Genomic DNA, 26,595 nt, shown 5'->3' with positions numbered 1-26,595 from the left:
AACTGTAGGAGTGAGCTTGCTCGCGAAGGGGCCGGCACATCCAGTGATTTTCCGTGGGCTGAAACAAAGCTATCGCGAGCAAGCTCACTCCTACAGGGTCAAGCGCCTACCGGCAGAACCGGGTCGGCAATGTAACGGCTTAAAACTCTAGCGTCGTTGCCATTACCACCTGCCGCGAATCCCCCAGCGACACGAAATAACGGCTCACCGCCGAGCTGTAATAGGTGCGATCGAACAGGTTTTTCACGTTCAGCTGAAACTTCACTTTCTGCCCGTCCAGACGGGTTTCGTAGGTCGCGAAGGCATCGGCGACGGTGTAGCCCGGCAGATCAAAATCGTTGTCCGGATTGCCCGCGCGTTCGCCGACGTAATGGGCGCCCGCTCCCGCCCGCAGCCGGCTGGCGCCCAACACCGCGCCGAAGTCGTACACCGCCGAGAACGAACCGCTGTGCCGGGGCACGTTCTGCAAGCGCTTGCCCTTCAGCGTCGGGTCCTCAATCACCCAAGCGTCGGTGAAGGCGTAGCCGCCAATCAGGCTCCAGCGGTCTGACAGCTGCCCGCTCACGTCCAGCTCCACACCCCGCGAGCGCACCTGACCCGCCGTGGTGTACACCGTATTCGCCGTCAGTGAGTCGAAATTCGCCACCAGCACATTGCGTTTTCTGATGTCGAACAGCGCCAGCGTCGCACTGATGCCATCGGAGGAATCCCACTTGGCACCCAGCTCCCACGCTTTCGATTCTTCGGGCAGCGTTGCCGAATCCAGCACGGTGCCGCCCGCCAGGGTGGCGATGCTGGAGTTGGGCTTGAACGCCTCGGTGTAGCTGCCATACAACGACAGCTCTTCGCTGTAGCGGTAAACGAGGCCCGCTCGCGGAATCCACTTCTGCCCGTTCAAATCGGTGTTGCGCGTGAACGGCGAGCCTTTGCCAGCCTGCTGGTCGAACACTTGATAACGCGCGCCCGCGACGAAAATCCAGCGATCGGTGAGGTGCACGGAGTCCTGAGCAAACACCGAGTCGCTGCGCAGGATGTCGAGCTGATGGCTGTCCGCCGCACTGACCTGAGTGCCCTCCGCTTCCTGGCCATACACCGGATTCACGTAGCTGAACGTGCCCTGGCTTTTCTGGCGGATCAGTTCACCCCGCGCGATTTTGCGGTATTCGTCGTCGACGCCAATCAGCACCTCGTGTCGCAAGCCGGCCAACGAGGTGTCGCCGCTCAACGTTAGCGTGGTGAAGCGATCGGTGCTCAGGGCGCTGCCGGTGCCGTCGATGGAGCGGGTCAGTGTGCCGGTTGCCGGGGCGACGGCGGTCACGCGCACTTGGCTGGCGTCGTAGGTCTCGCGGTTGTAGCTGTAACCAAGGTGGCCTTTCCAGGCGTCGTCGAAGGTGTGGTCGACGTCGAATCGATACAGGTCCGAACGCCCTTCCATGTTGTTGAAGGGCTCGTCCAGGCGCCGGGTCGCGGGGATGTCCAGCGGGTGATTGGTACGCGGGTCGATTGCCGTGCCGCGATCAAACGGTGAGAGAAATTCGCGATGCTCGAAGGACGCCAGCACTTCGGTGTCATCGCCGTACCAGGCAAGGGACGGCGCCACCAGCGACTCGCGGTGCACCCCGTAATTGCGCCAGTACTCTTCGTCTTCGTGGTCGACGATCAAGCGGTACGCCAGACCGGTCGACGCCCCTTCAGCGCCATCAATCGCGCCAGTGCTATCGAACGTGCCGCCGCTGCCGTTCTTGCCTGCGCCGTAGCTTGAACCTCGGGCCGTGAGGGCGTTGGCCGACTGCAACTGCGGGCGCTTGCTGACCACGTTGATCACCCCGCCCGGGTCCTGAATGCCATACAGCAGCGAGGCCGGCCCCTTTAGGACCTCAACGCGCTCGGCCGTCGCATTCAGGTTGCGGCCCTGCACCACCGGCATGCCGTCGCGCATGATCGAACCGTCCCGGTTGTCGCCAAAACCTCGCTTCATCAGCGTGTCTTGTGTGCTGCCGAGGGTATTGCCCTGGGTCACGCCACTCACGTTGGCCAGCGCATCGTCGAGGTTGCGCGGCACCTGATCGCTCAGCGCTTGCGCCGGAACCACGCTCACCGCCTGGGGGTTTTCCAGCGACGGCGTCGCGCTGCGCATCACCGATGTCACAGCAGGCGGCTGATAGTTGTAGGAGCGCGTGGAATCGATCTGCGTCTCGCCAAGGGTGACCGCACCGTCAGCGGGCCGGGCTTGCAGCGTGAAGGTGTCGTCAGTGGCACGGCGGAACGTTAGGCCGGACGTGCTCAACAGTACGCCCAACGCCTGTTCCGCACTGAACGATCCCATCAACGCCGGGGCATCGACCGCGTAGGGCGCATCCTGGGTGTAAATCACGCCCTGCCCTGTCACTCGACTGAAATCCCTCAACGCCTGGGGCAGCGGTTTGGCCGGGATCGAAAAGTCGTAGGCCGGCGCGGCTGCCTGAGCGCACGCGCTCCACACCGCTACCACCGATAAGCCGAACCCACTTCTCACATCGATTAACCCCGCTTGACTGCGATACATGTCAACAGCTCGCCTGCGATCAACGGATCACAATGACCCGCCCGAACGCTTCGTACTGCTGGAAACCAACGACGGATTTCAACGCGGCCATCACGGCCTGTGGATCGCGACTGGGGAAGCTGCCGCTGACGGTCTTCGCGGCCAGTTGATCGTTAAGCAAAATGATCCGGCCCGGGTAATACCGGTTCAGGTCGTTGATCACATCGGCGAGGGGCGTGCGGGCGTAATTGAGCCAGCCCTGACGCCAGGCCAACTGGCTTTCGCTGTCGACAGACTGCGGAGCGCCGGTTCGCTCACGGTCATAACGGGCCTGCTGACCTGCCGTCAGGATCTGCTGCGGCGCATCGGCGGCGGCCTTCACACCAACCCGCCCGGAAAGCACAGTGACTTGCGCGCCGGCAGGTTGCAGGCGCACCTCGAACTGCGTGCCCAGCACCCGGGTCTCCCCGCGTCCGCCATCGACCACAAACGGCTCGCCAGTGTGGGTAACCTGGAAGAATGCGGCGCCACGGCGCAACTCGACATGCCGTTCTCCGTCGTCAAAATGCACGTCGATCGCGCTGTCGGCGTCCATCGTTACCTGCGACCCGTCTTCCAGGATGAACGTGCGGACCTGCCCCGGTGCCGATACATAATCGGCGCCCAGATCATCTGCCCAGCGCTGCGGATTCAATCCCATCGCGACGCTCACCATCAGCACCAGGCACGCCGCCATCGCCAGCGCCGCTCCCCCGTGCGGCAGCTTTCGCGCGGTAGGCGTGTCCATTTTTCGCAATAAGGCATCCAGCGCGGCGGCGTCCTCGCCGGCCAGTGTGGTGGCAGGCTCTTCACTGAGTTCCCACAGCACTTGTGCCTGAGCGTAGGCCTCGGAATGGGCAGGATCGGCGTGCAGCCAGCGGCTGAAACGCGCCTGATCGGCAATCGTGGGTTGGTTGTGCAAGACACTGAGCCAACTCAGGGCCACGGCGTGGTGATCGGCATTCGAATCAGCATTCGGATCAGGAAAGGCCTTCATGGACGACCACCTCCGGATCTCCGGACAAAGGGCACAACCCGAGGGACGTCCTGATTGACACTCGCCTTGCAGGCTTGCAGGGCGCGCATCATGTGTTTCTCCACCGCACTCTGCGAAAGCTCCATGGCCTTGGCGATTTCGGCGTATTTGCGCCCGTGGATACGGTTGAGCAGGAAGATCTGCCGGGTTTTTTCCGGCAATCCGCGCAATGCCGTTTCGATGTGGCGCAGATCATTGCTCGCCTCCAGCGCCGCCTGGGGTTCGTCAGTCTCGGGCCGATGCGCATCAGGCAGCAGATCCTCGCTGAGCCGGGCGCGGGTGCTCTCATTGCGCAGGTGATCAATGGCGATATTGCCGGCGCAGCGCAGCAGGTACGTGTTGAGCTCCTCGACCTGCACCAACGGACGCCGCCAGAACCTGAGAAACAGGTCCTGGACCAGGTCAGCAGCTGTCGCCCGGCAACCCACTCTTCGGCTAACCAGCGCCTCCATTTGAGGACGCTGGGACAGAAACACCTCCAGAAACCGCGCGCGCGCAGCCTTGGGCGCCTCGTGGTCGAGGTCCTGACACGCTGAGTTCGAGGACGGAGGTGGATCGATCATGATTAAGGCACGAGGTTGAGGGAGGATGCGAGGCGCGATATTAATGATAAATATTCTCATGCGCAAAAGATGTCCGACGAATCTCGCAACAAATCTGCAGCGGCTGAAATCAGGCGGTGAAAAGGCGCAGCCCAGCAAAACTGGACTTGCCGGTCGAGTTCCCGCATCGGCGAAATATATTCTCGGTTCCAAGGGGTTGAATTGTTCGTGGATCGGCGCCAACACTGTGAATGAGGGCAGACGAAAAACACCTCGTCCAGACTCTCCCGAGCAAGCCAAAGTAAGGGAAGAACTATGCAAATCCAGGTCAACAGCGATAACCACATCGAAAACAGCGTCCGTCTGGAGGAGTGGGTACGAACCACGGTTGAAACTACGCTCGAACGATACGAAGAGGATCTCACCCGCGTTGAAGTCCACATCAACGACGAGAATGGCGACAAGCCCGGCCCCCATGACATCCGTTGCCAGATGGAAGCCCGGCCAAAAGGACACCAACCTATTTCCGTGACCCACAAAGCCGATTCGATCGATCAGGCAGTGGATGGCGCAGCGGTCAAACTGGACCACGCCCTGGAACATCTTTTCGGAAAACTGCGCGGCAACAAACGCGGCGCGGCTCCGGTGATTGCAAGCGATCTGGACGACGAGCCCGTCAGCGCCGATGCGTTGCTCGAAGAAGAGTTTCTCGAGAAGGATGACGCGTTGCACGGCTGATGCAGCAGCCTTGAGACACTGAACTGCTGAACGAGGGGCGGGCCGGGAAACGGGCCCGCCCCTTTTTTTGCGCGGTCATTAAGGCCCAAGGGCTCGACTGAAGAGCCCCGCCAAACACGCGGCAAGTTCACTCGCCAAACTTACGCACACAAAGAACGCATGGGGCGCGCAAATGGTGCCGAGTGGGAATTGGCCAAGCAGTTGGCCAGCACGATTGGGACGCCGAAACCATGATCTGCTTCTCGATTCAGCGCACCACGGTCCACCTGTTGGGCGCATTTGCACCTTTCGTCCCTTGTGGCCCAAACCCTGCAAGCTTTGTATCGTCGAGCTTACACCTCACCTGTAAGCCGCAAGCCTGATGGCTTCCGGCTCAGTGACTCGCTCAATGAGACGACGTTTCAACGGACCACTCAGGGATACCACCGCGACTTCAGCGAGAGCGGCCAGGGCAGGAATCATTAACCGTTGATCGACTTCGAGAACTAAAGGGATTCACCCCCAGTCAATTCATGCAGATCGTTAATAGGTAACAGGCCATGGATAACCCTTTTCAACAGATCACCGATGCTTTCCATCCCGACTATCGGGTCAATCTGAGTATTCAGGGCCTCGACGGGACCATCATGCTGACCCTGTCGAATGAGTCAGGCGTCGTCGCCAAACGCTTGCTCAGTGCCGAGCAACGCAACTCGCCCAAGCGGTTACGTCGTTTGATCGAAAGCATCCAGTTCGGCATCGCCATTGAACAGGGCCACAGCGCCATCAAGATCCTCGCGGCCATGACCGACGGCGACCTCAAGCAACTTTCGCCGCCGCCCACCCGAACCAGCTTCCTCAGCCGTCCGCAGCCGACTGCCGGTCTCTGATGACTTGATGCCCATGGTATGAGGCGACACCTATCGCCTCTCCAGCGCAACCTCTTCGGGGCGTCATTCCCGATGCGCTCTGCTCCCCGCCGACGATCGCCAACTTCCCTGTAATGCCCGCCGATTCAGCCCCCAGACAGAAAGCACCTGTTACAACAAACCTGTAGCAAGCCGGCTGCCCCGTTAAAAAACGGCAGGCAGCAGAGTCTGGACAAGTCTGAGGTGACGATATGTCTCTACGATACATAGCGCTGATTGGCGCGCTGGCGCTCGCGACCGGCTGCGTGGAAGAAAGAGTGGTGCACGAGCGCCGAGTGGTCGACCGACCCGCGCCGCGGGCCGAGTACGTTGAAGTCGTCGCCCCGCAAGCGCCGCCCGTGCGCGTCATCGAAGAAGAACCCGCCCCGCGCCCGGGCTATGTCTGGTCCCGCGGCTACTGGCGCTGGAACGGAAACCGCTACGTCGCCGAGCACGGCCACTGGGAAGCGGTACGGCCGGGCTATCGCTATCAACATCCGTACTGGGAAAGCCGGGGCGATGGCTGGCATTACCATGTTGGGGTGTGGGTGAACTGACGGTTCTTTGCACATGAAAATGCCCCGTTGAGACGGGGCATTTTTTTGGATTCGCTGGTGGATAGGTCATCGAAAGCAGTTCATTGGTTGCAAGCGGTGATTACAAGGGAGAGGCAAGTTCGTACCGAACGACCATCCCATCTGGCAAAGTATCTCGGTCACCGCTGCAGCAACAACCTGCCAACTGCTTGAAGCCTCACTGGTCGTAGCGCTAATGGCGAAGGACAGGATCCACTCTCAGTTGTTTTATGGCGCCTGTAGTCCTAAATTAGCGGCATGCCGTGGTCCTGTCGGGCCACCATCTGGGCGTAATTGGCGCCCTCCAATGGGGACATAACCGCTAAATGGATTTTTTCGCTAATTTACCTAGCTGGGGCGACATCGAGCGAAACCTCGACCAAAAATTCAGTGAGCTGAATCAGGGCGTTGATGACGGCTGGAACGGCTTCACCCGCCGCGTCAGTAACGGCGCAACTCAAGCCTACGGGTACGTAGGTGGGCATAAGATAGATAATGTTCGCCACGCGCTGGACTTGTCCTCTCCCATCATGCAGATGAACATTCGGCGCAAATGGGCGTCGATCAACATTGAGGAAATTCTGCCGGAGCTGATTAAGCTGTTGCAGGAAGTGGTGATGATCGTAGGCGGCAGCGTCATGATGGGAGCTGCGATGGGTGGCGCAGCCGGCTCACTTGCTTTCGGTGCTGGAGCTTTGCCCGGTGCGGCAATCGGCGCAAGTGTAGGGTTGCAGGTTGGCAACTTGATCATGGCAGCGCTCGGATTATATGCAATCGCTGGTTATTTCTCGGCAGGTATAGGGCCATGCCTATCGACGATATACGAAGGTCTATGCACCGCTTGGCAAGCTGATGACGGCTTGACAAATCCAGGCCTCGATCCAACTGGCGGGGCCGCCGCGATGATTCAGGACCGCACAGAGCGCGCAGCTCGGCTGCTGGCCCAAGGGCAAGAGCAATTGGTGTTGCTATTACTAATGGCTATTGTCACTTATCTGACCCGTGGGGAGATGAGAGCGGGTGTATTCAACAGCTTGGAAAGTATCGCGACAAGAAGTGCCAGGCTGCGATCAGATATTTCCAGTAAACCGATCGTTGAATGGCTCACGAAAAATGAAGAGATTCTTTTGGGGCATCCTGAATTACAGATCAGGGGGGTCACTTCAGTCGAGCAGCTGGCGCGGGAAAGTAAGATGCGCAAGTTTTACGCCAAGCAAGACCCAGAGTTCGTGTCAGTCGAGCATAAACGAGACTCTGTGAAGACACTTGAGCCAAAGGGCTTAAGCGCCCAGCAGATCCATGATTACCTGCAAAGCGCTGACGGACAGAAATATATCGCTAAAATCGTAGCGGCAGATCCTAAGTTATCATCTACAGGCGTCATGGAAAGAGCTTTCAGCCATGTAGCATCAGGGAGTACCGTACCGGTCACCACCAGCATTACAACACCGCTTGTGAAAATCGTACCTGTGACCCAAAAAAGTGTCTCTGACTACTCACCATTCTTCACTACGATGGAAGAATTGCAAGCGGCGGCTAAATCCGATAAAACGCTAGCAGATGCACTCGGCTTACCGGTTACGAGTGAAAATGCCAGATATCATGTTTTTGAAATTACGCCACTTCAGCCCACCGAAGTATTCAAGAGCACGGTTGCACCAACAGTAGAGTTTGGCGGAAATGTCACTAGAACAGGCGGGGCGGCACAATATCTAGTGCCTAATAGGAAAGAATGGTCCGCAGCAAAGCTCATTGGCGAAATCGACAATTAGGAATCACCATGGATATTCTAGCGTTGAAACAGACCGCACTCGAATTGCGGAAGCAATTAGAACGATATAAAGAAAAAGAACCCGCAGCACTCGCGTTGTACGAACATATGGAGTGTTTAATATCGGCCGCCGAGCGAGGTGAGATTAATGCCCAGGTCGAACCACGAGACATACCTGGCCATCGAATCATGGATGAATCAAACCTCCGAAAATATCGCGATCTTTCTGAAGCTTACAGCAATTTTTATGTCGAACTTATCGAAGGTCGCGGCTCGGATACGCTCAAGATGATTGAAGAAATCATGAAAAAGGTCAGGAAGTAATCCAGGCCCGTCTGGTGATGCGTATGGATGGGAAAGGCCGTCGCCACGCCCCTGTCACCAGTCCTCGGCGGCGGCTGACAACTACATGCATACCAAACGCCAGGAACTAGGCCAGACAAACGTTGAATGAGTCCTTAACGATAAGGACTCGCCTCATCACTAATCCACTTTCTCCTGCACCGACGGATACCTCGACGAGGAATACCTCACGACCAGAATCGAGAACGCCAGCAACAGCACCCCGCCACAGACATAGATAATTCCCAGATCGGGCGCCTTATGGTGCGACACGTCGCTGATCAGCAAGCGAATCAAAGCGGTCACCCCGATGTAGAGCAAGAAGCGCAGCGGCATGTGGTTGGTCTTGAAATAAATCCCGACCATCGCGCCCAACTCAAGGTAGATGAACAACAGCAAAATATCATCTACGGCGATGTACTCCTGCCCAAGCATGCCGATGAAGGCTTTGATCGCGGCGTAGGCGGTCACCGCCCCAATACCGAACAGCGCCAGATAATGAAACGCTTCAACGGCCAGATTGCCCAGGCTGTTGGCGCCGCCGTGAAGCTTCGCCCGCATTCGATCTGCCCATCTCACACCCGCCATCCCTCACCTCCCCTGACCAAAACAAAAGTGTTCATAACGAGCGCTGCGATTGATCGCAGCAGTGGATCTGTCGACGCAGGGCTATGACCGCATTGATGTTCACGATGTACTTCCTTGGATGACCTGGACCGGATGATGCTCTACGCGCATGACGGTTTGCTCGTGCGCAGCCTGGTTGCAGGCAAGCATTAATAGGGCCATCGGCTAAGGTTGAGAACGTGACCAGATGTCGCAAGGCCGCGACTGGCAAAAAAAGTGAGCGCACACCCCCTACCCAAGCTGCGGCGATTCACCTATGCTGCGCACTGTATAAATACACAGTAAAAAGACAGAGTACGCTGTCTTTGCATCATCCGTCGGCCGAAGCGTTGAGCGCCCGGGCTGATCCCTTACAACTCTGGAAATGACGACGAGGCCAACAATGGCTGTTGAAACCCTTTACCGCAGTACCCGTGATTTGGAGACTACGTTCGTGGACCGCAAACTCGCCGATGCCCATGATCAGATGCTGGAACTGGCCGAACTGCTCACCGATGTGCTGATGAAGAACGTCGACGGCCTCTCCGAAAAACACGCAGAAGATGCCAGCATTTTCATGGCGAAAAACCGCGCCGTTTTCGCTGCCGCGTTCAAGAGCAATGCGCTGGCCCTCAACGAGCTCGCACCCGCGGCCGAGCCGGCAGAGTAATCAGGCCCGCGACTTCGGCTTCAGCCAGCTGAAGGCAAGCTTGCCACCCAAGCGATTCAGTCCATGTCCAGCAGCCGCTCTGCCAGCTCATCTGCAACCCGCGCGGGTGAGCGCTTTTCAGCTTGCGCATGGGCGAACACCTCGGTCAGCCGAGTGCCGATCTGAGACAGATGCGCGGTGATGTTGCCCGGGCTTTGCCCCTGATGATGCAGCGCGACATAAATCAGGCCGCCGGAATTGATCACGTAATCCGGCGCATACAGAATGCCGCGTGCTTCCAGTTGGTCGGCGATCGCAGCGCAGCTCAGTTGGTTGTTGGCGCCACCCGCGACGGCGGCGCAACGCAACTTGGTCACGCTGTGGCTGTTGAGCACGCCTCCCAGCCCGCACGGCGCAAGGATGTCGCAAGGCGTGCTGAGGAGCGCTTCGCTGGCAATCGGTTTGGCGCCCAATTGCTCCATGGCGAGCTGCACCTTGCCGCTGTCCAGGTCTGCAACCAACAACTCGGCGCCCGCTGCGTGCAGCTGTTCCGCAAGCGCATAACCCACATGCCCCAGTCCCTGAATGGCCACGCGCAAACCTTCGAGGTTGTCGCTGCCCAGTCTTGCCATGGCCGTGGTGCGAATCCCGGCGTACAAACCCAGCGCGGTGTGCGCTGACGGATCGCCGACCGCCGTGGTGCTGGTGACATGCTGGGTGGATTGGGCAATGCAGTCCATGTCTTCCCTTGAAGTGCCGCTGTCCATGGCCGTGACATAACGGCCGTCGAGGGTCTGCACGAACCGCCCGAAGGCCTCGAACAAGGCAGCCCGATCAGGCACGTGGGCCGGACGCATGATCACGGCCGTTCCACCGCCCAGTGACAACCCTGCAAGCACGGCTTTGTAGCTCATGTTCCGTGCCAGCTGAATGGCGTCCTCGATGGCGCTCTCTTCATTTGGATAGGAGAGGTAGCGACAGCCTCCCATCGCCGGACCTTTCTGGCTGCTGTGGATCGCGATCACGGCCTTCAGGCCGGTGCGCGGCTCAACCATCATGTGCAGTGACTGCACGCGAGAGCTTTGCATGAGTGCGAACATGGGCACTGCTCCGCTTTTTCGTACTGGCGAGTATAGGCGCTGATTGAAAAAAAGAAGGCCGGCCCCGGGCGGATCCGGACGAAGGACTGCCGTTGGCCACGCGGGATGAATCATCGCTGGACGAAGGCCGCGGCCAAGGCTAAAACAGAGTCATCCTGTAGTTCTTCTCAGCCGTCTTATCCTGCCGGAGAAGTCGATGAATCCGCGCCAGCAATGCATTGCCTGTCTAGAACGTAACCCGCCGTCTACCTTCGAAGCCGCTTCGTGGATCGCCACAGAGCACGACGGGCAAGTTGATTTTCAGGTTATCCGCGACCAGCTCACCGCTCTGGAACGCATCGTCAGCACCTCGCTTCCTTTGTTGCCGGCCGCAGAGCTTGCCCAGCCGTTGCTGCGGCAACTGGCGGCGCTGGGGTTCCAGCAGGACGATGCCGCTCAGCCCAAACCCCAGGCTGCCTTGATTCACAAAGTGCTTGAACGTCGTCGCGGCCAGCCGCTGGGCCTGGCACTCATTGCGCTGGAGATCGCACGGCGTCTGGAAATCCCCCTCGAGGGCGTTAACTTTCCCGGACACTTTTTGCTGCGCGTGCCCGGCGCCGACCATACGCTTGACCCTTGCGGCGGGCGCAGGCTCTATCCGAAAGACTGCCGGGAATTGTTGCTGCGCCAGTTTGGCGCGGACATGCTGCTCAAGGCCGAGCACATGAAAACGGCGACGCCAGCGGCGATGCTGCAGCGCCTGTCGCGAAACCTGCGGTACCTGCATCAGCTAAACGACGACTTGATCGCCGCACTCAAAGACGCGACCCGCGTGATGGAACTGGGCCAGGCCAACACCAGCGATTACCTCGCTCGTGCCAGCCTGTATCAGCATCTGGAATGCCCTCAGGCCGAACGGTTCGACCTGGAGCATGCATTGATGTTGAGTGATGACCCGGTTCAACGGATGCGGCTCACTCAGCGTCTGGTTCAGCTGCCCGGCATGGGCGCGCTGCACTGAAAATCAGGAACGCGCCAGCGAGCCGGTGGTGTTTTTCGCCTTTTCCAGCTGCTTCAACTTCTCGGCCTTGCGGATCGATCGTACCTGCCGGCCCGCCTTGAATGCACCGAAAGCCGCTTTGGCGAAATAGCCCCGCGCCCGCGCTCGGTCGCCATCCTGGTAAGCCTGAACGCCGCGATACAGATCCACCGAAGCGTGAAGGGCCGTCCACACCAGTTTAGTCATCGGGTTAAGGTCAGCCAGATAGCCGCCGTATTTACGTATGAAGGTATACGTGTTGAGCAAGCGCCGTTCGGCAACGCTTTCGGTTTGCGCATCGATATCAACGATCAAGTGCTGCACGGCGATACCGTGCAGCCCTTCCAGGCTTCTGATCGGAGTTGAATAGCCGACCGTATACGGCTTGCCGTCTACCTCCGGTGACATCTCAAGCTTTTGCATGAGCGTGCCAATGATGCGCTGGGCTCTGTAAGGGACCCGGTCGTAGTAATAACGACTCATACCTGGCCGGGCGACGGATCGCACGACGTCCTCTTCCTGACGGAACAGGTGGCCGTCCGGCGCCCCGGGGGTGTAAACCCATGCTCCCAGACGAGCATTGTCCTTGTCCGGTCTGAAGACGTAGATACCGGCAAAGGTTTTCTGCTCCATCATCAGGATATGGAGAGTCCCGGGCGTTTGAGCAGTATTTCCGACAATGCTGGTGTCCAGGCTTGCGGCCATTCTGACCAGCCACATGTACTGATCGGGCGTCAGCCGGCCTGCGATGTACTCGTTCAGCGCATCACGGCGCAGCTCATAATGTGTCTTGCGCGCGAACAGGGCGCGAACTCTGGGTGGCGGGGAGTTGGTCAGCCCTTGGGTATGCCGGCGCAACGCGGTGATGTACTTGTCGGCGTAATTGGACCCACGGATCATCTCATCCACGAACGCACCCGAAAGCCCGGACACATCCTGACCAATGGAGGAGTACACCGGCGCATCGGGGGCGAACGCGTAGTCTTCTTCCGAATACCCCACCATGAACAAGTCGGTCAGGCACCGGAGCGTTGTGTACCGCCCAAAATCCGGCTCCCCATTGCCCGTGCTGCCTTCCAGATCAAAAAACACCGTGTCCGGGTCGATGCGTCCCGGCACCCCCGAGGCTTTCAGATGCTTGTCGATCAAGCGCTCGCACTCCTGACGAGCAGCGGCGCGCCATGGCATGACGCCGAAACTGTCATAGGCTTTCTGCAGTGCCGAGATCCGCTGCTCCAACACCACGGCCGCCATCCGATCCTTCCGGGTGATGTGTGGCGCACGGGTGCTGGAGACGAATCGATTACGGCTCAACATCTGCTCGATCTTGTAGTGACTCAAGCTCGACAACGCCCCGTTGAACGAGGAAGCGTCGACGGTGACGAACAGCACACTGTCAACATTCCAGGCTGAAGGCTTCAACCGAAGGCTTTCAATGTAGGGCACCACGTGCTGATCAGCGTTGACCACGGTCTGATCCAGCAAATACTGGGCCCCGCGAGCAGTGGCCGTCCAGCCGCCGACTTCAAACGACAACTTGCGCCAGCTGTCGAAATCGAACATGTCGCGCCCACTCGGATGCCCCGGGGCGTAGAGCACATAAAAGGCGTCATCGCCGTTGGTCTCCCTGATGACCACAGCATCTTCCAGTCTGCGGTCGCCACCCTTGAGGTACAGGCCACCGACACTTAATGCGCGGGTACTGCCAAAGCTCGACTGCGCTCGCTCGATCAACGCCAGACCACGATCGGAAAGATGACCCTGGAGCTTTGCCGCCCACGCACTCAATGCAATGGTGCTGGCACGTAGTGCTGCCATGGCGTCCAGTGTGGCCTGCTCGCGATAACGGTGCTCCAGCTCGCTTTCGAAGCGTTGTTTCAGATCAAGGTCTTTCAGCAAACGACAGATGAAGTCGAAGTCCAGTCGCGGGTGTGAATAAGCGGGATCAACCTCGACACCGGGGCTAAATTGCTGATCGAGCTCCGGCAAGCCATCAAGGGCAAACCCTAACAATGTATGGGTGTACACAGCATTGAGCGGCCCGCTGGCGAACGCCATTTCGTCCGGCAGATTAATCGTCACTTTCGCCGGATCGAGGGTAAAGCCCAGATGCTTCATCAGATAAGCAGCGATTTCGCTGCGAGCGTAGATTTCGGGCGACTCGGTGCCGGCCATCTGCGCCTGCATGATCGCCTCACATCGTGACTGCTCGGCGGCGAGTGTGTCGTAACGATGACGATCTTCAGGGGCCGCGAACCGGATTCCATCGGGCAGACGTCGCTCCTGGATGATCGCCAGCAGCTCAAGGTAGCGGACGTTAAGGGCCTCATCCAGGTCATCAAGGCGGCTGGCATCATCGAACATTTGCAGCCGTGCCTGGGGTTCGGCATCTATCGATGGCGCGTAGGCGAGCAGGTGGTTGAGATCGCCCAGCTGTTTTTCACGCAAGCGAGTTATCCAGTGGCTCGCGGGCTTTTCTTTGAGCAGCGAGTACTCCACCTGCAACGCGCACCCCGGCGTGCTTTCCAGCGACGCCTGATCTTCAAGGGACAGGCACCCTGCCAGCATATACCGAGTGGAATCCTGCTCAAGACGGTGCATCAGCGCCGCGCTCATTGCACTGACTGTGGCGAACTTCTCCACCCCGGCCGCCGGGCTGAACAGGTAGACGCCCGCATGACTGCCATCGTCAGTCAGCGGCATGGCATCGACATCGTCCGCAGTCGCTGCGTAAACCCCTGCAAGGGGCAGCAGTGTGCCTTGTGAGGTGCGCAACGACAGGGCATAGCGACCCTTGGCCTCGGTGTCCCCGACAACGCGCGATAGACGTGTTTCGTCTTGAGCATCCAGCTCGCCGCGGCCCACGGCCAATCGAATGGAGTGCCCGTAAACCCAGGACTGCAGCGTCGCGAAGACCTCCTTGCGTGTACCGCTAATGGCACTCTCGCCGGGTATGGATTTGAACGTCGGCTCATCCACTTCCCAATACGCATTGAGGTTGAACTTCAAAATACCAGGCAGTTGAGTGATCAGGTCCTCGCACATTGCTCTGAACGCGCCAATGCCAAACCCCGGCAACGTATAGGCGACATGGGAGGAGTCTTTACGCGTAGAGAAAACGGCCTTTGGGTCATCCAGGTAAACCCTGTCTCCGATGAGGGCGTGCAGCAGGGCATCGGTCAGACACCGCGGGGCGGGATCTGCCTCTCCGGCATGCTCCCTGTGAATGAAGAGCGCGTCAGGGTTAGGGAATGGCCTGAGTTGGCGAAGTTGCTCGACCAGCAACTGCCTGGCAGCCTCGCGCAGTGTGGGGGCGTGACGCAGATGCGAAACGATCAACGCTGACAGCTCGGCCTCGTTATTGGCGTGATCGAGCAACGAGCCCGGGTTTGGGCGGGGATGATTGTTGAAAATATGATCAGTCATCTTTACAGCTCCATGATGACCGCCCGCGCCACCCAGGCATCCAGCCAAAGTGTGAAATACGTGAGCAGTCCAAAAGAGCTGTTATTAAAAGTGCTGCATCGCTCACCGATGGAATAACTATTGATGCCATGAGGCAACCTGCACCGACGAGCTATGCAGGAAAAAGCGTCATTCGCTGATAATCCGCCGCGCACTCCTACTGTTGCTGTGGCTGTAACACTGCTTGTCAAAAAGCCAACTGTTTCAGTAACAGTAAACCCCTTAACCTTCGCGCCATCTGAGCACAACCCCCAAGGCCTTCGCAGGAACGCTGTTTTTGCACGGACTGGATGTGCTCGCCCCTCGTCCCCGACGTTGTGTTTTGAAGCTCCTGGATTCAACGTCTTATTTGGCCGCTGCGATTGCAGCGGCTTTTTTTTGTGTTGACGGGTCGGGCCACAAAGGAAGGCTTAGGCGCGGATGTTCACCAGCGAGCGTTCGCGTGGCGTGTTTGCATACTCGGCAAGCGCCATCACCACAGACATGACCGTCTTTAATTCCACCAGTCCACCTTTGGCCACATCATTTTCCTGGGTCATCAGGTCATGAAGCGCGCCTAACTCCTTCTCGAAAAAGGCATAAGCATTCACTTCGCGCTCCATGTTGATTTCTTTTCCATCGGCGTCGAATTCGATATTGATGCTGGACATCGCATCAACAAGTCCTTCATCGATGAGTCCGCGCTCCGCCAAGACCGCACCGATCTCCCTCAACTGCTTGTTGTTGGTCCGGGTAGGGTCGAACCCGGCGATATCGAGATTAAACCCTTGTAATTTCTTGATGTTGGAAAGACTTTCATCTGCCCAGTACTGTCGGACTTTTTGTTTGACTGCCTGCTCTTCGGTACTTAGCCCGGAGCTGGCCTCGAAGCGTTTGTAGGGCGCGGCCATATACACACTCAGCCGCTCTTGCACCTTACTCAAATTGCCAATCATAAAACCTCCTGAAATCGGTTGATCCTCAGGAGTGTCGGGCGACCCTTGGTTGGGTTGAGGCTGAAAAAGTGAAGACGGAATCATTGCCTGATTCAGAGACCATTCCTACATCGCCGCAAGTAAGCCTCCTACAAAAACGGCCCGTTCGATCACCCGAACTGGCCGCTGATTGATAGAACACGGATCAGCCAAATGTCTGCAAGTTCGCCATCATTTCCTTGAGCGCTTCGACGTTGTCAGCCGGGTGTACCGCATCGCTGAAGTCACTGATCGTTTGCCACTGCGCCGCGACGTCCTCCGGTGAAAAGCCTGCGTGTGGGTCGAAGCCGGCGCCCAGACTGCGTTCCCAGCGGACTTTGCCGATCCAGCCGCCACCCACTTCATACAGGCCGGCGCTGTCCTGGCACTGCTCGCTGCCCAGATACACCACAAGCGGGCTGACCAACTCGGGCTTGAGCAGCTCGAACACGCTGGCCGGGATCAGGCCTTCGGTCATGCGGGTGCCGCCGGTCGGGGCGATGGCGTTGACGAGGATGTTGTTTTTGCGCCCTTCAACCGCGAGCGTGCGCGTCAAACCGTAAAGGCCGAGCTTGGCCATGGCGTAGTTGGCCTGACCGAAGTTGCCGTAGATGCCGGAAGTGGAGGAGGTGAAGATGATGCGGCCGTAGTTCTGGTCCCGCAAATGGGGCCAGGCGGCGTGGGTGACTTTGTAGGCGCCTTCGACATGGACGCGGTAAACCAGATCCCAGTCGGCGTCTTCCATTTTGGCAAAGCTTTTGTCGCGCAGGATGCCGGCGTTGTTGACCACGACGTCGACGCGGCCGAAGGCATCGAGAGCGTTCTGGACGATCTTGTCGCCGTCGGTGACCGAATCATGATTGGCAACCGCCTCGCCGCCTGCTTCACGAATTTCCGCGACCACCCGATCCGCCGCCGAGGCATTGGCGCCTTCGCCATGGGCGGAGCCGCCAAGGTCGTTGACGATCACCCGCGCGCCGTGTTGCGCGAACAACAATGCGTGAGCTCGCCCCAGTCCGCCGCCCGCTCCGGTGACGATCACCACTTTGTCTTCGAAACGCACGGACTCGCTCATGTTGCTCTCCTCAATGATGAAGCCGGCTCTGCACTCGCTGCCCTTGACTCATCAGGAGCCATCAGGTGTCAGCGAAAGCAGGAGCGGGCGTGATGTCATTGAGTGTCAACGACTCGGAGCAGGCTCACAATCAACACGGGACACGCTGAATAGTGGTCGATAACGTCAAGGGATGGCTTGGTCGTTTCCCGGTTCCACCACCGAGCCGTTAACGGGAGGTCGCGGCGACGGTGTCGTCAACCGCTTGGTCAGCTCCGAGCACGGGGCTCGCCGTTCAACCGTTCAGATGCCCGATAAACTCTGCCAGCCACGGCTCGGCATCACTTTCCGGGGTCACGGTTTCGCTGGCGTCCAGACGCAGCATCGCCTGCACCTCACGGATCCCCATCTCGCCGAACAGCTCTCGCATCAACTCGCCGCCCGCACAAAACGTATCGCCATAACTCGCGTCGCCCAACGCGATCACACCGCCAGGCAGCCCCCGCAATGCCGCAGGCAATACATCACGGATCTGGTGATAGAGCGGCTGAATGTTGTCCGGCAGCTCGCCCATCCCGGTGGTCGAGCTCACTGCCAGCAGGGCCTGGGGTGCAAAGGCTTGCAGATCGGCAAGGGTGGCGCGTGGATTGAACAGCACCTCGTGCCCTGCATCCTTGATGATCTGCTGGGCGTGGCGGGCGACCTCTTCAGCCGAGCCATACACCGAGCCCGCAATAATCGCGACTTTCATGGGTTAATCCTGTGACGGGTAAAATCGTGCGGCATTATGCCTCAGCTCGACGCGATGTCTTGGACTCCCGACCTTGAGCTGCCAAACGACATCTCAGGTGATGAGGCCGGCGTGGATGAAAATGAGTTTCAACGATGCTGCAAATCTCCTGTCCGATCTCTATTCGCTGGACTAACGTCAGATCAGCACTCCAATGCCGTCGGTGATCAGCCATACGCCCGGCGGAAAGAGGTCGAGTTAAATGCCGAACGGGCGCAAGCTCGGCTGGAGAATGAAATCCTGAAGGGGTAACATCTTGCAACTGACGAACGGTCGCAACCTAAAAGTGAACCATCTGTCTGCTCTTTCAATAACCGGTTAATCGAGCCTGGCCATGCAGCGCGACAATATCCTCACGCCTGATGAACTGGAGTTCATCCAGAACATGCAGCACAACCCCACGCTGAATCTGGGCGACAAGTCCAGCAGTCTGGTGGTGAACGGCGGCGTGCAGATTCAGGATCTGCTCACTCGTCTGGCGGCCCATGAGCAAGTCACGATCCAGGCCCAGTTCGATAATCAGCAAATGACCTTCCCGCTGCACCTCGTCGAAGACGAATTCCATGCACTGCATCTGGAGCTGGGCGCGCCGAGCATTTTCGAGGAAGGTCCGCGCATTCGCCCCTGGCGTCTGACGCTGCCTGAGCCGGTGCAGCTGGAGACCGAAAAGGGTTCGCTGACCGCACTCTGGGTTCATGAAATCTCGTTCAAGGGCATCCTGCTGGAGATGCGCAAGCAGACCAAGCCGCCGAAGTCCTTTGCCGCCTGGTTCACCCCCCAGGGCTATGCCCCAATCGCCTTGCGTGGCACCTTCGAACGTTTGAACCATCATGGTCTTGCGGCGTATCGGCTGAGTCAGAACAGCAAGGAAGACACTGAACGCCTGCGTCAGTACATTCTTCAGGAACACCGCAAGATTCACCCCTCGATGCACCTTTAGGGTTGTCTGATCAGGCGATCCCCTGCGACACCCTCCCCCATCCGACAAACGCCGCTGGCTTTATCGCAGGTTTCAGGAATAATCCTTGCTTGCTTTTTCCAGTGAAGCTGACGCATCGCCACCACCCCGGCGTCGCGTCATGTGATTTCCCTACCCGGGAAGCTCACGTGTTTATCGGAGATACACAATGTCTACCTCACCCGTCACGCTGATGGTTGCCCGTCGCGTCGCCCATGGCCGCTATCAGGAACTGATGGCCTGGCTGCAAGAAGGCGAACAACTCGCTACAGACTTCCCCGGCTATCTAGGGTCAGGCGTCCTCGCGCCGCCGCCAGGGGATGACGAATTCCAGATTATTTTCCGCTTTGCCGATCAGGCCACCATGCACGCCTGGGAGCATTCTGCCTCCCGACGCTCCTGGCTGGTGCGCGGCAGCGGCCTGTTTGCCAAAAATTCCGTACACCGCGTGAGCGGCATCGACGGCTGGTTTGGCGCAGTCGGTCAGCGCCCGCCGCGCTGGAAGCAAGCCGTTGCCATCTGGCTGGCGTTCTTTCCGGTGTCGCTGATCTTCAACTTCGTCTTGGGGCCGCTGCTCAGTCAGCTGGATCTGTTCCCGCGCATCATGATCAGCACGTTGATCCTCACGCCGCTGATGGTGTTCTGGTTCATTCCGCTGTCGACCCATCTTCTGGCGGGCTGGCTGAACACCAACACGCCTGCGCAGGTCAGCGGCACCGAGCCGGTGTCCAACAGCTAGCGCTCAGCGACAAGCGCTTTCCCGATCCGGGCGCCGCCGACCTGCCTTGCAATGCCCGGTCTTTCGCCGATTCAAAAACATGTACAGCCCTGCGGTATTGTACAAGAACCGACCGTTGGGGTAACTTTGCCCCACGGTCGTTTTCGATGGTGCACGCGAGCATCCACTGTTCGCCATTCAGCACCGACTCGCCCGACCTCTCTCCCCCGTTGATGAATGCGTGACGACCATGGCCTGCTTCCCTGCCCCTGTCTTGATCACTGGTGCCAGCCAGCGCGTCGGCCTCTATTGCGCCGAGCGTCTGTTGGCGGAAGGCCAGCGGGTGATCATCACCTACCGCAGTGAGCGGCCGGGCGTGCAGCGTTTGAAGACGCTGGGCGCGGTGGTACTTCAGGCCGACTTTTCGTCGGAGACGAGCGTGCTGGACTTCATCGCCCGGCTCAAAGAGCACACCGACAGCCTGAGGGCCATCGTGCACAACGCATCCGACTGGCTGGCCGAGACGCCTGGGGACGAGGCGGAGGTGTTCATGCAGATGTTCAATGTCCACATGCTGGCGCCCTACCTCATCAATCTGCACTGCGCCGAGCTGTTGCGGCGCTCGGAGACGGCCGACATTATTCACATCAGCGACGATGTCACCCGCAAGGGCAGTAGCAAGCACATCGCTTACAGCGCGAGCAAGGCGGGGCTGGAAAACCTGACCCTGTCCTTCGCAGCCCGGTATGCGCCCCATATCAAGGTCAACGGCATCGCTCCGGCCATGCTGATGTTTCAACCCGACGACGATGCGGCATACCGCGCGCGCACGCTGGAAAAATCGGCACTGGGGATCGAACCCGGCGCCGAGGTGATTTACCAGAGCCTGCGCTATCTGCTCGACAACCCATACGTCACCGGCACCACTCTGACCGTAAACGGCGGAAGGCACGTCAAGTAAGCCGCCCCGAGGAACCATTGATGACCCAGTCACTGCCACAGCATTACCGTGAAATCCTCGTCGGCCTGGGTGAAGATCCTGAACGCGAAGGCCTGCTGGATACGCCCAAGCGCGCCGCCAAGGCGATGCAATACCTCTGTCATGGCTACGCGCAGACGCTGGACGATATCGTCAACGGCGCGCTGTTTGCCTCCGCGAGCGACGAGATGGTGATCGTCAAGGACATCGAGCTGTATTCGCTGTGCGAGCATCACCTGCTGCCCTTCATCGGCAAGGCTCACGTCGCGTATATCCCCACCGGGAAAGTTCTCGGCCTTTCGAAAATCGCGCGCATCGTCGACATGTTTGCGCGGCGCCTGCAGATTCAGGAAAACCTGACGCGGCAGATCGCCGATGCGATTCAGGACGTGACCAAGGCCGCAGGCGTGGCCGTGGTGATCGAGGCTCAGCACATGTGCATGATGATGCGCGGCGTTGAGAAGCAGAACTCGACCATGAACACCTCGGTAATGCTCGGCGCCTTCCGCGAGTCGACGACGACCCGCATGGAATTTCTGCAATTGATCGGACGGAGCAAGTAGTCCATGGCAAGACTCGAACCCGGCACCGCACGCATCAGGGTCAAAGACCTGCGCCTGCGTACCTTTATCGGCATCAACGAAGCGGAAATCCTCAACAAGCAGGACGTGCTGATCAACCTGACGATCCTGTACGCGGCCCAGGAAGCGGTGCGCGACAACGACATTGATCACGCGTTGAACTACCGGACCATCACCAAGGCCATCATCCAGCACGTCGAAAGCAATCGCTTCGCTCTGCTTGAGCGCCTGACCCAGGAAGTGCTCGACCTGGTGATGACCCATGAAGAAGTGCAATACGCCGAAGTCGAAGTGGATAAGCCCCACGCGCTGCGGTTTGCCGAATCGGTGTCGATCACCCTGGCGGCAGCGCGCTGATTCCTGCGCTCGCCTTTGCGGGCGCGCTTGCCCGGCCTGACTGCCACTCTTATTATCCGCCCATCTTTACTTCCGACAGAGCACACCATGACCGAGCAACAACGTCTTGAACTTGAAGCCGCCGCTTTCCGCCGTCTGGTTGCGCACCTGGACAGCCGCAAGGACGTGCAGAACATCGACCTGATGAACCTCGCCGGTTTCTGTCGCAACTGTCTGTCCAAGTGGTACAAGGCCGAGGCCGACGAGAAGCAGATCGACATCACCCTGGATGACGCCCGCGAAGTGGTTTACGGCATGCCGTACAGCGAGTGGAAATCCACGTACCAGAAAGAAGCCAGCGCCGAGCAGCAAGCCGCGTTCGCCAAGGAACCGAAGCATGACTGACCTGAACGCCCTGCGCGCCAGCCTCGCCAGCGGCAATCACTCGTTCGCAGACACGCTGGCCTTCATCGCCGCGCATTACGATTATCACCCTCAGGCGTTCAGCAACGGCCCGATGGAAAACGCCGCTGGCCAGAACGAAGGCTCGTGCAAGACCCTCGGCCTGGCGCTGCTGGAAGGCCTGAGCAATGAAGAAGCGCTGCTGGCTTTTGGCGAGCACTACCGTTCTGTGCTCGATACACCGGAAGGCTCCGACCACGGCAACATTCGGGCGCTGATTGCCAACGGACTGGCCGGCGTGAAGTTCTCGGCCGAGCCGCTCAAGCCCAAGGCATGACCGCAGGTTTTTCGGCGACAAGGCGCGTTTGCCAGATATAAAAAAACCGGCTCAATAAGCCGGTTTTTTTCAGCTGGAGATCAGGTCAGAACGAAACGTTCGCCAGGCCGTCCAGATAGCGCTCGACGTCCAGTGCAGCCATGCAGCCTGCGCCAGCCGACGTGATCGCCTGACGGTAGACGTGATCCGCCACGTCGCCGGCAGCGAAAACGCCGTCAACGCTGGTGGCTGTCGCATTACCTTCGCGACCGCCTTGAACGACCATGTAGCCGTCTTTCAACGCCAACTGACCGTCAAACAGGCTGGTATTCGGTGTGTGGCCGATGGCGATGAACACGCCGTCGACGGTCACTTCAGCATAGCTGCCGTCGTTGTTCTTCAAGCGCGCACCGGTCACGCCCATGTTGTCGCCCAGGACTTCGTCCAGGGTGGCGTTGAGTTTGAGCTCGATCTTGCCCTCGGCAACGCGGGCATGCAGCTTGTCGATGAGGATCTTCTCGGCGCGGAAGGTATCGCGACGGTGAACCAGGGTGACCTTGCTGGCGATGTTGGCCAGATAGAGGGCTTCCTCGACGGCCGTGTTGCCGCCGCCGACCACAGCGACCGGCTTGTTGCGATAGAAGAAACCGTCACAAGTCGCGCAGGCCGACACACCCTTGCCCATGAACGCTTCTTCGGACGGCAGGCCAAGATAGCGGGCGCTGGCACCGGTGGCGATGATCAGCGCGTCGCAGGTATAAGTGGCATTGTCGCCCTTCAGGCTGAACGGCTTGCCGGCCAGATCCACTGCATTGATGTGATCGAAAACGATCTCGGTCTCGAAACGCTCAGCGTGTTCACGCATACGCTCCATCAATGCCGGGCCGGTCAGGCCATGGGGATCGCCCGGCCAGTTGTCGACTTCGGTGGTGGTGGTCAACTGACCACCCGCCTGCATCCCGGTGATCAGCAACGGCTTGAGGTTGGCGCGCGCGGCATAGACTGCAGCGCTGTAACCGGCAGGGCCGGAGCCGAGAATAATCACTCGCGAATGACGTACATCAGACATGACACACTCCTATTGACCGGCCATCGTTACGCGTGGTCGGAGTCACTGGATCTGAACCGGCGTACCGGTTGAGAGGATTGGGACTGACGGGGCCTGCGCCGCACGGGAGGCGCCCGCCGATCCTGAGAACATGAAGCTGCCACTCGGGGCACAGCAACGGTGAAAGTTGGCCGCAAGCTTATCGGGGCGGAGCACATTAAGGAAATATCGTTTCACAATCCAGCTCATAGGCGCGCCCTATGTGCGCCCTGTGCTTTGGACATTGCAGTCCTGCATAGACTTTACCGCTGCACGATTGTTTCAGCGAATGTCGCACCTGCGGCGGCGCTTCCGCCCTCGTCGCAAAGCCGGTAAGGTCGGCGCGATATCACTGCCTGGAGGCACACATGCCTGCACCCGTCCTGTCTGGCCCGCAATACCTGCGCGAAGGCCTGAAACTGGTCCTGAGCCCAAGCCTGCGCCTGTTCGTCATGCTGCCGCTGGCCATCAATCTGGTGCTGTTCAGCGCCATGATTTATTTCGCCGGCCACGAATTCAGACTCTGGGTCGACTCCTTCATGCCGACCCTCCCCGGCTGGCTCAGCTTTCTCAACTACATCCTGTGGCCGTTGTTCGTGGTGCTTGTCGCGCTGATGGTATTTTTCACCTTCACCATGATCGCCAACATCATCGCCGCGCCATTCAATGGCTTTCTCGCCGAGAAGGTGGAAGTGGTCCTGCGCGGGACGGACGATTTTCCTGCCTTCAGCTGGGCCGAGCTGGTCGAAATGGTCCCGCGCACCCTTAGCCGGGAAATGCGCAAACTGGGCTACTTCCTGCCCCGTGCCATCGGCCTGTTCATCCTTTCGTGGATCCCCGTGGTAAACCTCGTCGCCGCGCCGCTGTGGCTGATGTTCGGCGTGTGGATGATGGCAATCCAATACATCGACTACCCCGCCGACAACCACAAAATGAGCTGGCAAGACATGCTCGCCTGGCTGCGCGCCAAGCGATGGCAGAGCATGAGTTTCGGCGGGATTGTGTATCTGGTGCTGCTGATTCCTGTGGTCAACATCCTGATGATGCCGGCTGCAGTGGCGGGGGCGACGTTGTTCTGGGTGAGGGAGCGTGGGGCGGAGACGCTGGCGGAACGGATTCGCTGATTTGTAGAAAAGGCCTCGATCGAGGCCTTTTTTGTATTACATGTTTGCTGAGCTCAGCCAGGCATAGATCTGCACTAACAGTGTCCAATAACAGATGCCTGTCACCGCCCAGACCACATCCCAAAACGTGAAGCGGATCCTGCAACTTTCTCCGGACTTGCCGTCCAGCCGATTGATGAACGACTGAACCCTAAGCATGATTAAGAACTGGCCCAGCCCGGTAGTGGCGTAGACCGCCATGGTCGGGATAAGCCCTAGCGCTGTGGACGGACTGCTGCCCATGCCCGATGCGTACCCAGTGACAATCGAAGGGGTAAACGTAAGAAGGTAGATCCCTGCTACGTAGACGCCCCAGTAAGGGATACCGCCTCGACCCTTCTCTTTAAGCGCGGCATCTACCTTGCTGAACAGTGACGGGATGTAGAAAAAACAGAAAAGCGTGCGCACAGCCGGCCAGATCGGCTTCGCCGAATACGCTTTGTATCGCGACCAGTTTTTGTAATACCAGTAGAGCCCGTACAACCCGCAAGTGATAAACATCATCACCGTCAACTTGACCAGCGATACCGTATAAAACGGTGGGCCGCTCGTAGGCAAAGCCGTCAAATCGGCAGCAGGTGGTGTATTGAATTGTTCGGACACAGCGTTTCCCCCAGAAGTTGAGGCGACGCATGCTAAAGGCGGAAACACTGATTTAATCAACCTCGGGAAAATCAGGACCGTTCCTACAACACTATTCATAACGTCCCACAGCCTTCGTGTTTAACCATGGAAATGCCCACTCCGGGCGAGGAACCGAACGCCTACCTACTCTGGTTGGCGCACCACCACTCAAGGAGCATCCATGCGTATAAACCCTGTTTCTGTGTTCGCGCATACCTCAGTAGACACCGGCAATTCAGTTTCGAACAAGCCAAGCAATCCGCCCGCGAGCACGTTCGCGGGGGTCCTGCGAGAGGCAGCACCCAGATCCCCTGCTATTAGCGAGCCAGCTAGACTCGAAGAACGCGCGCAGGGGCGCGAACGATCGTTGGAAGTAGCGAAGGCTAATCCTGAAGAGGGCAAAAAAATAGCCCATGGGTATGCTTTTAACTATTTAGCTCACGCTTTGCTAGACGTATCGGACAGGCCCAATATCCGTTATTCCGGAACCGGAGAACTGGTAACGCCGAAGACAGAAGCTTACTTCGCTAAAATCAGCCAAGAGATGCAACGTCAGTGTGCAAACTTGTACCGACAAGAAATAAAAAAAGGCACATCTGCTGATCAGATTCTGGAAAAAATTTTTGAGTTTCACGACTCAATGCCAAAAGAATTCCAAGACATGCTTGGACTATAAAACGACCCGCGCTCACCTACGGTGAGTGCGGGTATAAGCTGTTACCTTACCAATCTACAGTAAGCTTTCCCAAGAGACCGGCCACTGGTACACGGCCAGGGTCGGACAACATAAACTCGTAGTAGAAAGGCTGGAAATGCTTAAACTTATTTGTTGAGCCTATACGTTGGCGGGAAACGTCAATGCACCTGGTAGGGCCTTGACAAAGCTGAACCTGAAGCCCTCGCGGCCATCCGTGCACATTCCAGTTCCAGCTAATACTTTTGATTGACTGCCCAGTGCGCAACCCAGAAGCTGTTGGCAGATGAGCAGTATATACATAATTTTTAGAATGCAGCGTTGGTAGTTTTACTGAAGAGTTGGAGCTTCCAGCCAGAGCCGGAGCTGACAACATAGTTGCCGAAAATGCAAAGCTTGCAGCAACAGCACCACCGTTCAACCATTTAAAGTTTTCATATAAATACTTCCTGAAATAAAGGGACGGATATCGAACCCAGCGTCAGTTCCGATAAACGCTTATCGATTAACAACTCATCAATAGATTTGAGGAGCTCGATCCCCTGACGTTATTCAGGACGGAGGCGTAGTCAACAGCAAAACCTGTAATAAAGAGCAACTAGGAAACATCCTACTGCCCTATCAGACCAATAATTCATGCGTACGCAT

General features: G+C 58.4%; 28 protein-coding genes. 16 read left to right on the top strand and 12 right to left on the bottom strand.

The window, feature by feature from the left end; translation table 11 throughout:
- Positions 1-139: 139 nt before the first annotated feature.
- From BMY98_RS02310 to BMY98_RS02300, 3 genes are read right to left on the bottom strand one after another with little or no spacing between them, the layout of a single operon-like run.
- Positions 140-2,545, bottom strand: a complete 2,406-nt coding sequence (locus BMY98_RS02310; protein WP_074884153.1) for a TonB-dependent siderophore receptor — start codon at positions 2,543-2,545, stop codon at positions 140-142.
- Positions 2,546-2,564: 19 nt separating this feature from the next.
- Positions 2,565-3,560, bottom strand: a complete 996-nt coding sequence (locus BMY98_RS02305; RefSeq protein ID WP_074884150.1) for a FecR family protein — start codon at positions 3,558-3,560, stop codon at positions 2,565-2,567.
- Positions 3,557-4,162: an RNA polymerase sigma factor gene (locus BMY98_RS02300; protein WP_074884147.1), complete on the bottom strand. Its 606-nt coding sequence runs from the start codon at positions 4,160-4,162 to the stop codon at positions 3,557-3,559. Before BMY98_RS02300 ends, BMY98_RS02305 begins: the two co-directional genes overlap by 4 nt.
- 294 nt (positions 4,163-4,456) lie before the next feature.
- Between BMY98_RS02300 and BMY98_RS02295 the strand changes: the two genes are divergently transcribed.
- The 5 genes from BMY98_RS02295 to BMY98_RS02275 all read left to right on the top strand — a co-directional run bounded on the left by BMY98_RS02295 (position 4,457) and on the right by BMY98_RS02275 (position 8,436).
- Entirely contained in the window at positions 4,457-4,879 is a 423-nt protein-coding gene (locus BMY98_RS02295; protein WP_074884145.1) for an HPF/RaiA family ribosome-associated protein, read from the top strand.
- Between the two features lie 539 nt (positions 4,880-5,418).
- Positions 5,419-5,748, top strand: coding sequence for a DUF3509 domain-containing protein (locus tag BMY98_RS02290; RefSeq protein WP_074884142.1), 330 nt, complete (start codon positions 5,419-5,421; stop codon positions 5,746-5,748).
- Between the two features lie 230 nt (positions 5,749-5,978).
- Positions 5,979-6,323 carry a YXWGXW repeat-containing protein gene (locus BMY98_RS02285; protein WP_074884139.1) on the top strand — a complete coding sequence of 115 codons (345 nt, stop codon included), beginning with the start codon at positions 5,979-5,981 and terminating at the stop codon, positions 6,321-6,323.
- 344 nt (positions 6,324-6,667) lie between these two features.
- Positions 6,668-8,113: a DUF6861 domain-containing protein gene (locus tag BMY98_RS02280; RefSeq protein WP_074884136.1), complete on the top strand. Its 1,446-nt coding sequence runs from the start codon at positions 6,668-6,670 to the stop codon at positions 8,111-8,113.
- Between the two features lie 8 nt (positions 8,114-8,121).
- Positions 8,122-8,436: a hypothetical protein gene (locus BMY98_RS02275; RefSeq protein ID WP_074884134.1), complete on the top strand. Its 315-nt coding sequence runs from the start codon at positions 8,122-8,124 to the stop codon at positions 8,434-8,436.
- Between the two features lie 159 nt (positions 8,437-8,595).
- On the opposite strand, the gene BMY98_RS02270 is transcribed toward BMY98_RS02275, so the two are convergent.
- Positions 8,596-9,015, bottom strand: a complete 420-nt coding sequence (locus BMY98_RS02270) for a phosphate-starvation-inducible protein PsiE (RefSeq protein WP_416148085.1) — start codon at positions 9,013-9,015, stop codon at positions 8,596-8,598.
- A gap of 448 nt (positions 9,016-9,463) precedes the next feature.
- Between BMY98_RS02270 and BMY98_RS02265 the strand changes: the two genes are divergently transcribed.
- Positions 9,464-9,730, top strand: coding sequence for a YebG family protein (locus BMY98_RS02265; protein ID WP_074884128.1), 267 nt, complete (start codon positions 9,464-9,466; stop codon positions 9,728-9,730).
- A 56-nt stretch (positions 9,731-9,786) separates the two neighbouring features.
- Here BMY98_RS02265 and BMY98_RS02260 read toward each other — a convergent pair whose 3' ends face one another.
- On the bottom strand, positions 9,787-10,809 hold the full coding sequence (locus BMY98_RS02260) for a Glu/Leu/Phe/Val dehydrogenase family protein (RefSeq protein WP_074884125.1): 1,023 nt from the start codon (positions 10,807-10,809) through the stop codon (positions 9,787-9,789).
- A gap of 196 nt (positions 10,810-11,005) precedes the next feature.
- Between BMY98_RS02260 and BMY98_RS02255 the strand changes: the two genes are divergently transcribed.
- On the top strand, positions 11,006-11,809 hold the full coding sequence (locus tag BMY98_RS02255) for a SirB1 family protein (RefSeq protein WP_074884122.1): 804 nt from the start codon (positions 11,006-11,008) through the stop codon (positions 11,807-11,809).
- 3 nt (positions 11,810-11,812) lie between these two features.
- Here BMY98_RS02255 and BMY98_RS02250 read toward each other — a convergent pair whose 3' ends face one another.
- From BMY98_RS02250 to BMY98_RS02235, 4 genes are all read right to left on the bottom strand, one after another.
- Positions 11,813-15,253 (bottom strand): dermonecrotic toxin domain-containing protein, encoded by a 3,441-nt coding sequence (locus tag BMY98_RS02250; protein WP_074884119.1) that lies wholly within the window; start codon positions 15,251-15,253, stop codon positions 11,813-11,815.
- A gap of 449 nt (positions 15,254-15,702) precedes the next feature.
- Positions 15,703-16,227, bottom strand: coding sequence for a hypothetical protein (locus BMY98_RS02245; protein WP_074884116.1), 525 nt, complete (start codon positions 16,225-16,227; stop codon positions 15,703-15,705).
- A 184-nt stretch (positions 16,228-16,411) separates the two neighbouring features.
- Entirely contained in the window at positions 16,412-17,320 is a 909-nt protein-coding gene (locus BMY98_RS02240; RefSeq protein ID WP_074884115.1) for an SDR family oxidoreductase, read from the bottom strand.
- Between the two features lie 274 nt (positions 17,321-17,594).
- A complete protein-coding gene (locus BMY98_RS02235) occupies positions 17,595-18,050 on the bottom strand; it encodes a flavodoxin (RefSeq protein WP_074884112.1) in 456 nt (151 codons plus the stop codon).
- A 373-nt stretch (positions 18,051-18,423) separates the two neighbouring features.
- On the opposite strand from BMY98_RS02235, the gene BMY98_RS02230 reads away from it, so the two are divergent.
- The 7 genes from BMY98_RS02230 to BMY98_RS02200 all read left to right on the top strand — a co-directional run bounded on the left by BMY98_RS02230 (position 18,424) and on the right by BMY98_RS02200 (position 22,400).
- Positions 18,424-19,029, top strand: coding sequence for a hypothetical protein (locus BMY98_RS02230; protein ID WP_074884109.1), 606 nt, complete (start codon positions 18,424-18,426; stop codon positions 19,027-19,029).
- A gap of 187 nt (positions 19,030-19,216) precedes the next feature.
- Entirely contained in the window at positions 19,217-19,786 is a 570-nt protein-coding gene (locus BMY98_RS02225; protein ID WP_074884107.1) for an antibiotic biosynthesis monooxygenase, read from the top strand.
- Between the two features lie 229 nt (positions 19,787-20,015).
- On the top strand, positions 20,016-20,726 hold the full coding sequence (gene folM / locus BMY98_RS27415) for a dihydromonapterin reductase (RefSeq protein ID WP_074884104.1): 711 nt from the start codon (positions 20,016-20,018) through the stop codon (positions 20,724-20,726).
- A gap of 20 nt (positions 20,727-20,746) precedes the next feature.
- The gene (gene folE / locus BMY98_RS02215) at positions 20,747-21,307 is read left to right on the top strand and encodes a GTP cyclohydrolase I FolE (protein WP_074884101.1); all 561 of its coding nucleotides are present in this window, start codon (positions 20,747-20,749) and stop codon (positions 21,305-21,307) included.
- Between the two features lie 3 nt (positions 21,308-21,310).
- A complete protein-coding gene (folX, locus tag BMY98_RS02210) occupies positions 21,311-21,682 on the top strand; it encodes a dihydroneopterin triphosphate 2'-epimerase (RefSeq protein WP_074884098.1) in 372 nt (123 codons plus the stop codon).
- A gap of 87 nt (positions 21,683-21,769) precedes the next feature.
- Entirely contained in the window at positions 21,770-22,066 is a 297-nt protein-coding gene (locus BMY98_RS02205) for a DUF1244 domain-containing protein (RefSeq protein ID WP_074884095.1), read from the top strand.
- Entirely contained in the window at positions 22,059-22,400 is a 342-nt protein-coding gene (locus BMY98_RS02200) for a HopJ type III effector protein (protein ID WP_074884092.1), read from the top strand. Before BMY98_RS02205 ends, BMY98_RS02200 begins: the two co-directional genes overlap by 8 nt.
- A gap of 85 nt (positions 22,401-22,485) precedes the next feature.
- On the opposite strand, the gene trxB is transcribed toward BMY98_RS02200, so the two are convergent.
- A complete protein-coding gene (gene trxB, locus BMY98_RS02195; protein WP_074884087.1) occupies positions 22,486-23,448 on the bottom strand; it encodes a thioredoxin-disulfide reductase in 963 nt (320 codons plus the stop codon).
- Between the two features lie 386 nt (positions 23,449-23,834).
- On the opposite strand from trxB, the gene cysZ reads away from it, so the two are divergent.
- Entirely contained in the window at positions 23,835-24,590 is a 756-nt protein-coding gene (gene cysZ / locus BMY98_RS02190) for a sulfate transporter CysZ (RefSeq protein WP_074884083.1), read from the top strand.
- Positions 24,591-24,626: 36 nt separating this feature from the next.
- On the opposite strand, the gene BMY98_RS02185 is transcribed toward cysZ, so the two are convergent.
- Positions 24,627-25,232 (bottom strand): hypothetical protein, encoded by a 606-nt coding sequence (locus tag BMY98_RS02185; protein ID WP_139214425.1) that lies wholly within the window; start codon positions 25,230-25,232, stop codon positions 24,627-24,629.
- A gap of 202 nt (positions 25,233-25,434) precedes the next feature.
- Here BMY98_RS02185 and BMY98_RS27540 point away from each other — a divergent pair, with 202 nt between their 5' ends.
- The gene (locus BMY98_RS27540) at positions 25,435-25,929 is read left to right on the top strand and encodes a hypothetical protein (RefSeq protein WP_245760007.1); all 495 of its coding nucleotides are present in this window, start codon (positions 25,435-25,437) and stop codon (positions 25,927-25,929) included.
- A gap of 46 nt (positions 25,930-25,975) precedes the next feature.
- On the opposite strand, the gene BMY98_RS02175 is transcribed toward BMY98_RS27540, so the two are convergent.
- The gene (locus BMY98_RS02175) at positions 25,976-26,323 is read right to left on the bottom strand and encodes a flagellar protein FlhE (protein ID WP_083398704.1); all 348 of its coding nucleotides are present in this window, start codon (positions 26,321-26,323) and stop codon (positions 25,976-25,978) included.
- Between the last annotated feature and the right edge of the window lie 272 nt (positions 26,324-26,595).

This window comes from Pseudomonas graminis, from assembly GCF_900111735.1.
Classification (GTDB): domain Bacteria; phylum Pseudomonadota; class Gammaproteobacteria; order Pseudomonadales; family Pseudomonadaceae; genus Aquipseudomonas; species Aquipseudomonas graminis.
The sequence above is the reverse complement of the archived record's forward strand: the minus strand, read 5'-3'. Positions and strand labels throughout refer to the sequence as shown.

Coding starts and splice junctions, on each gene's coding strand:
- BMY98_RS02280 (WP_074884136.1), top strand. CDS start 6,668: ATGGATTTTTTCGCTAATTTACCTAGCTGGGGCGACATCGAGCGAAAC.
- cysZ (WP_074884083.1), top strand. CDS start 23,835: ATGCCTGCACCCGTCCTGTCTGGCCCGCAATACCTGCGCGAAGGCCTG.
- BMY98_RS02205 (WP_074884095.1), top strand. CDS start 21,770: ATGACCGAGCAACAACGTCTTGAACTTGAAGCCGCCGCTTTCCGCCGT.
- BMY98_RS02250 (WP_074884119.1), bottom strand. CDS start 15,253: ATGACTGATCATATTTTCAACAATCATCCCCGCCCAAACCCGGGCTCG.
- BMY98_RS02310 (WP_074884153.1), bottom strand. CDS start 2,545: ATGTATCGCAGTCAAGCGGGGTTAATCGATGTGAGAAGTGGGTTCGGC.
- folX (WP_074884098.1), top strand. CDS start 21,311: ATGGCAAGACTCGAACCCGGCACCGCACGCATCAGGGTCAAAGACCTG.
- BMY98_RS02175 (WP_083398704.1), bottom strand. CDS start 26,323: ATGTTGTCAGCTCCGGCTCTGGCTGGAAGCTCCAACTCTTCAGTAAAA.
- BMY98_RS02240 (WP_074884115.1), bottom strand. CDS start 17,320: ATGAGCGAGTCCGTGCGTTTCGAAGACAAAGTGGTGATCGTCACCGGA.
- BMY98_RS02255 (WP_074884122.1), top strand. CDS start 11,006: ATGAATCCGCGCCAGCAATGCATTGCCTGTCTAGAACGTAACCCGCCG.
- BMY98_RS02300 (WP_074884147.1), bottom strand. CDS start 4,162: ATGATCGATCCACCTCCGTCCTCGAACTCAGCGTGTCAGGACCTCGAC.
- BMY98_RS02295 (WP_074884145.1), top strand. CDS start 4,457: ATGCAAATCCAGGTCAACAGCGATAACCACATCGAAAACAGCGTCCGT.
- BMY98_RS02260 (WP_074884125.1), bottom strand. CDS start 10,809: ATGTTCGCACTCATGCAAAGCTCTCGCGTGCAGTCACTGCACATGATG.
- BMY98_RS02225 (WP_074884107.1), top strand. CDS start 19,217: ATGTCTACCTCACCCGTCACGCTGATGGTTGCCCGTCGCGTCGCCCAT.
- trxB (WP_074884087.1), bottom strand. CDS start 23,448: ATGTCTGATGTACGTCATTCGCGAGTGATTATTCTCGGCTCCGGCCCT.
- BMY98_RS02245 (WP_074884116.1), bottom strand. CDS start 16,227: ATGATTGGCAATTTGAGTAAGGTGCAAGAGCGGCTGAGTGTGTATATG.
- BMY98_RS02285 (WP_074884139.1), top strand. CDS start 5,979: ATGTCTCTACGATACATAGCGCTGATTGGCGCGCTGGCGCTCGCGACC.
- folM (WP_074884104.1), top strand. CDS start 20,016: ATGGCCTGCTTCCCTGCCCCTGTCTTGATCACTGGTGCCAGCCAGCGC.
- BMY98_RS02290 (WP_074884142.1), top strand. CDS start 5,419: ATGGATAACCCTTTTCAACAGATCACCGATGCTTTCCATCCCGACTAT.
- BMY98_RS02275 (WP_074884134.1), top strand. CDS start 8,122: ATGGATATTCTAGCGTTGAAACAGACCGCACTCGAATTGCGGAAGCAA.
- BMY98_RS02305 (WP_074884150.1), bottom strand. CDS start 3,560: ATGAAGGCCTTTCCTGATCCGAATGCTGATTCGAATGCCGATCACCAC.
- BMY98_RS02265 (WP_074884128.1), top strand. CDS start 9,464: ATGGCTGTTGAAACCCTTTACCGCAGTACCCGTGATTTGGAGACTACG.
- BMY98_RS02230 (WP_074884109.1), top strand. CDS start 18,424: ATGCAGCGCGACAATATCCTCACGCCTGATGAACTGGAGTTCATCCAG.
- BMY98_RS02200 (WP_074884092.1), top strand. CDS start 22,059: ATGACTGACCTGAACGCCCTGCGCGCCAGCCTCGCCAGCGGCAATCAC.
- folE (WP_074884101.1), top strand. CDS start 20,747: ATGACCCAGTCACTGCCACAGCATTACCGTGAAATCCTCGTCGGCCTG.
- BMY98_RS02235 (WP_074884112.1), bottom strand. CDS start 18,050: ATGAAAGTCGCGATTATTGCGGGCTCGGTGTATGGCTCGGCTGAAGAG.
- BMY98_RS27540 (WP_245760007.1), top strand. CDS start 25,435: ATGCGTATAAACCCTGTTTCTGTGTTCGCGCATACCTCAGTAGACACC.
- BMY98_RS02270 (WP_416148085.1), bottom strand. CDS start 9,015: ATGCGGGCGAAGCTTCACGGCGGCGCCAACAGCCTGGGCAATCTGGCC.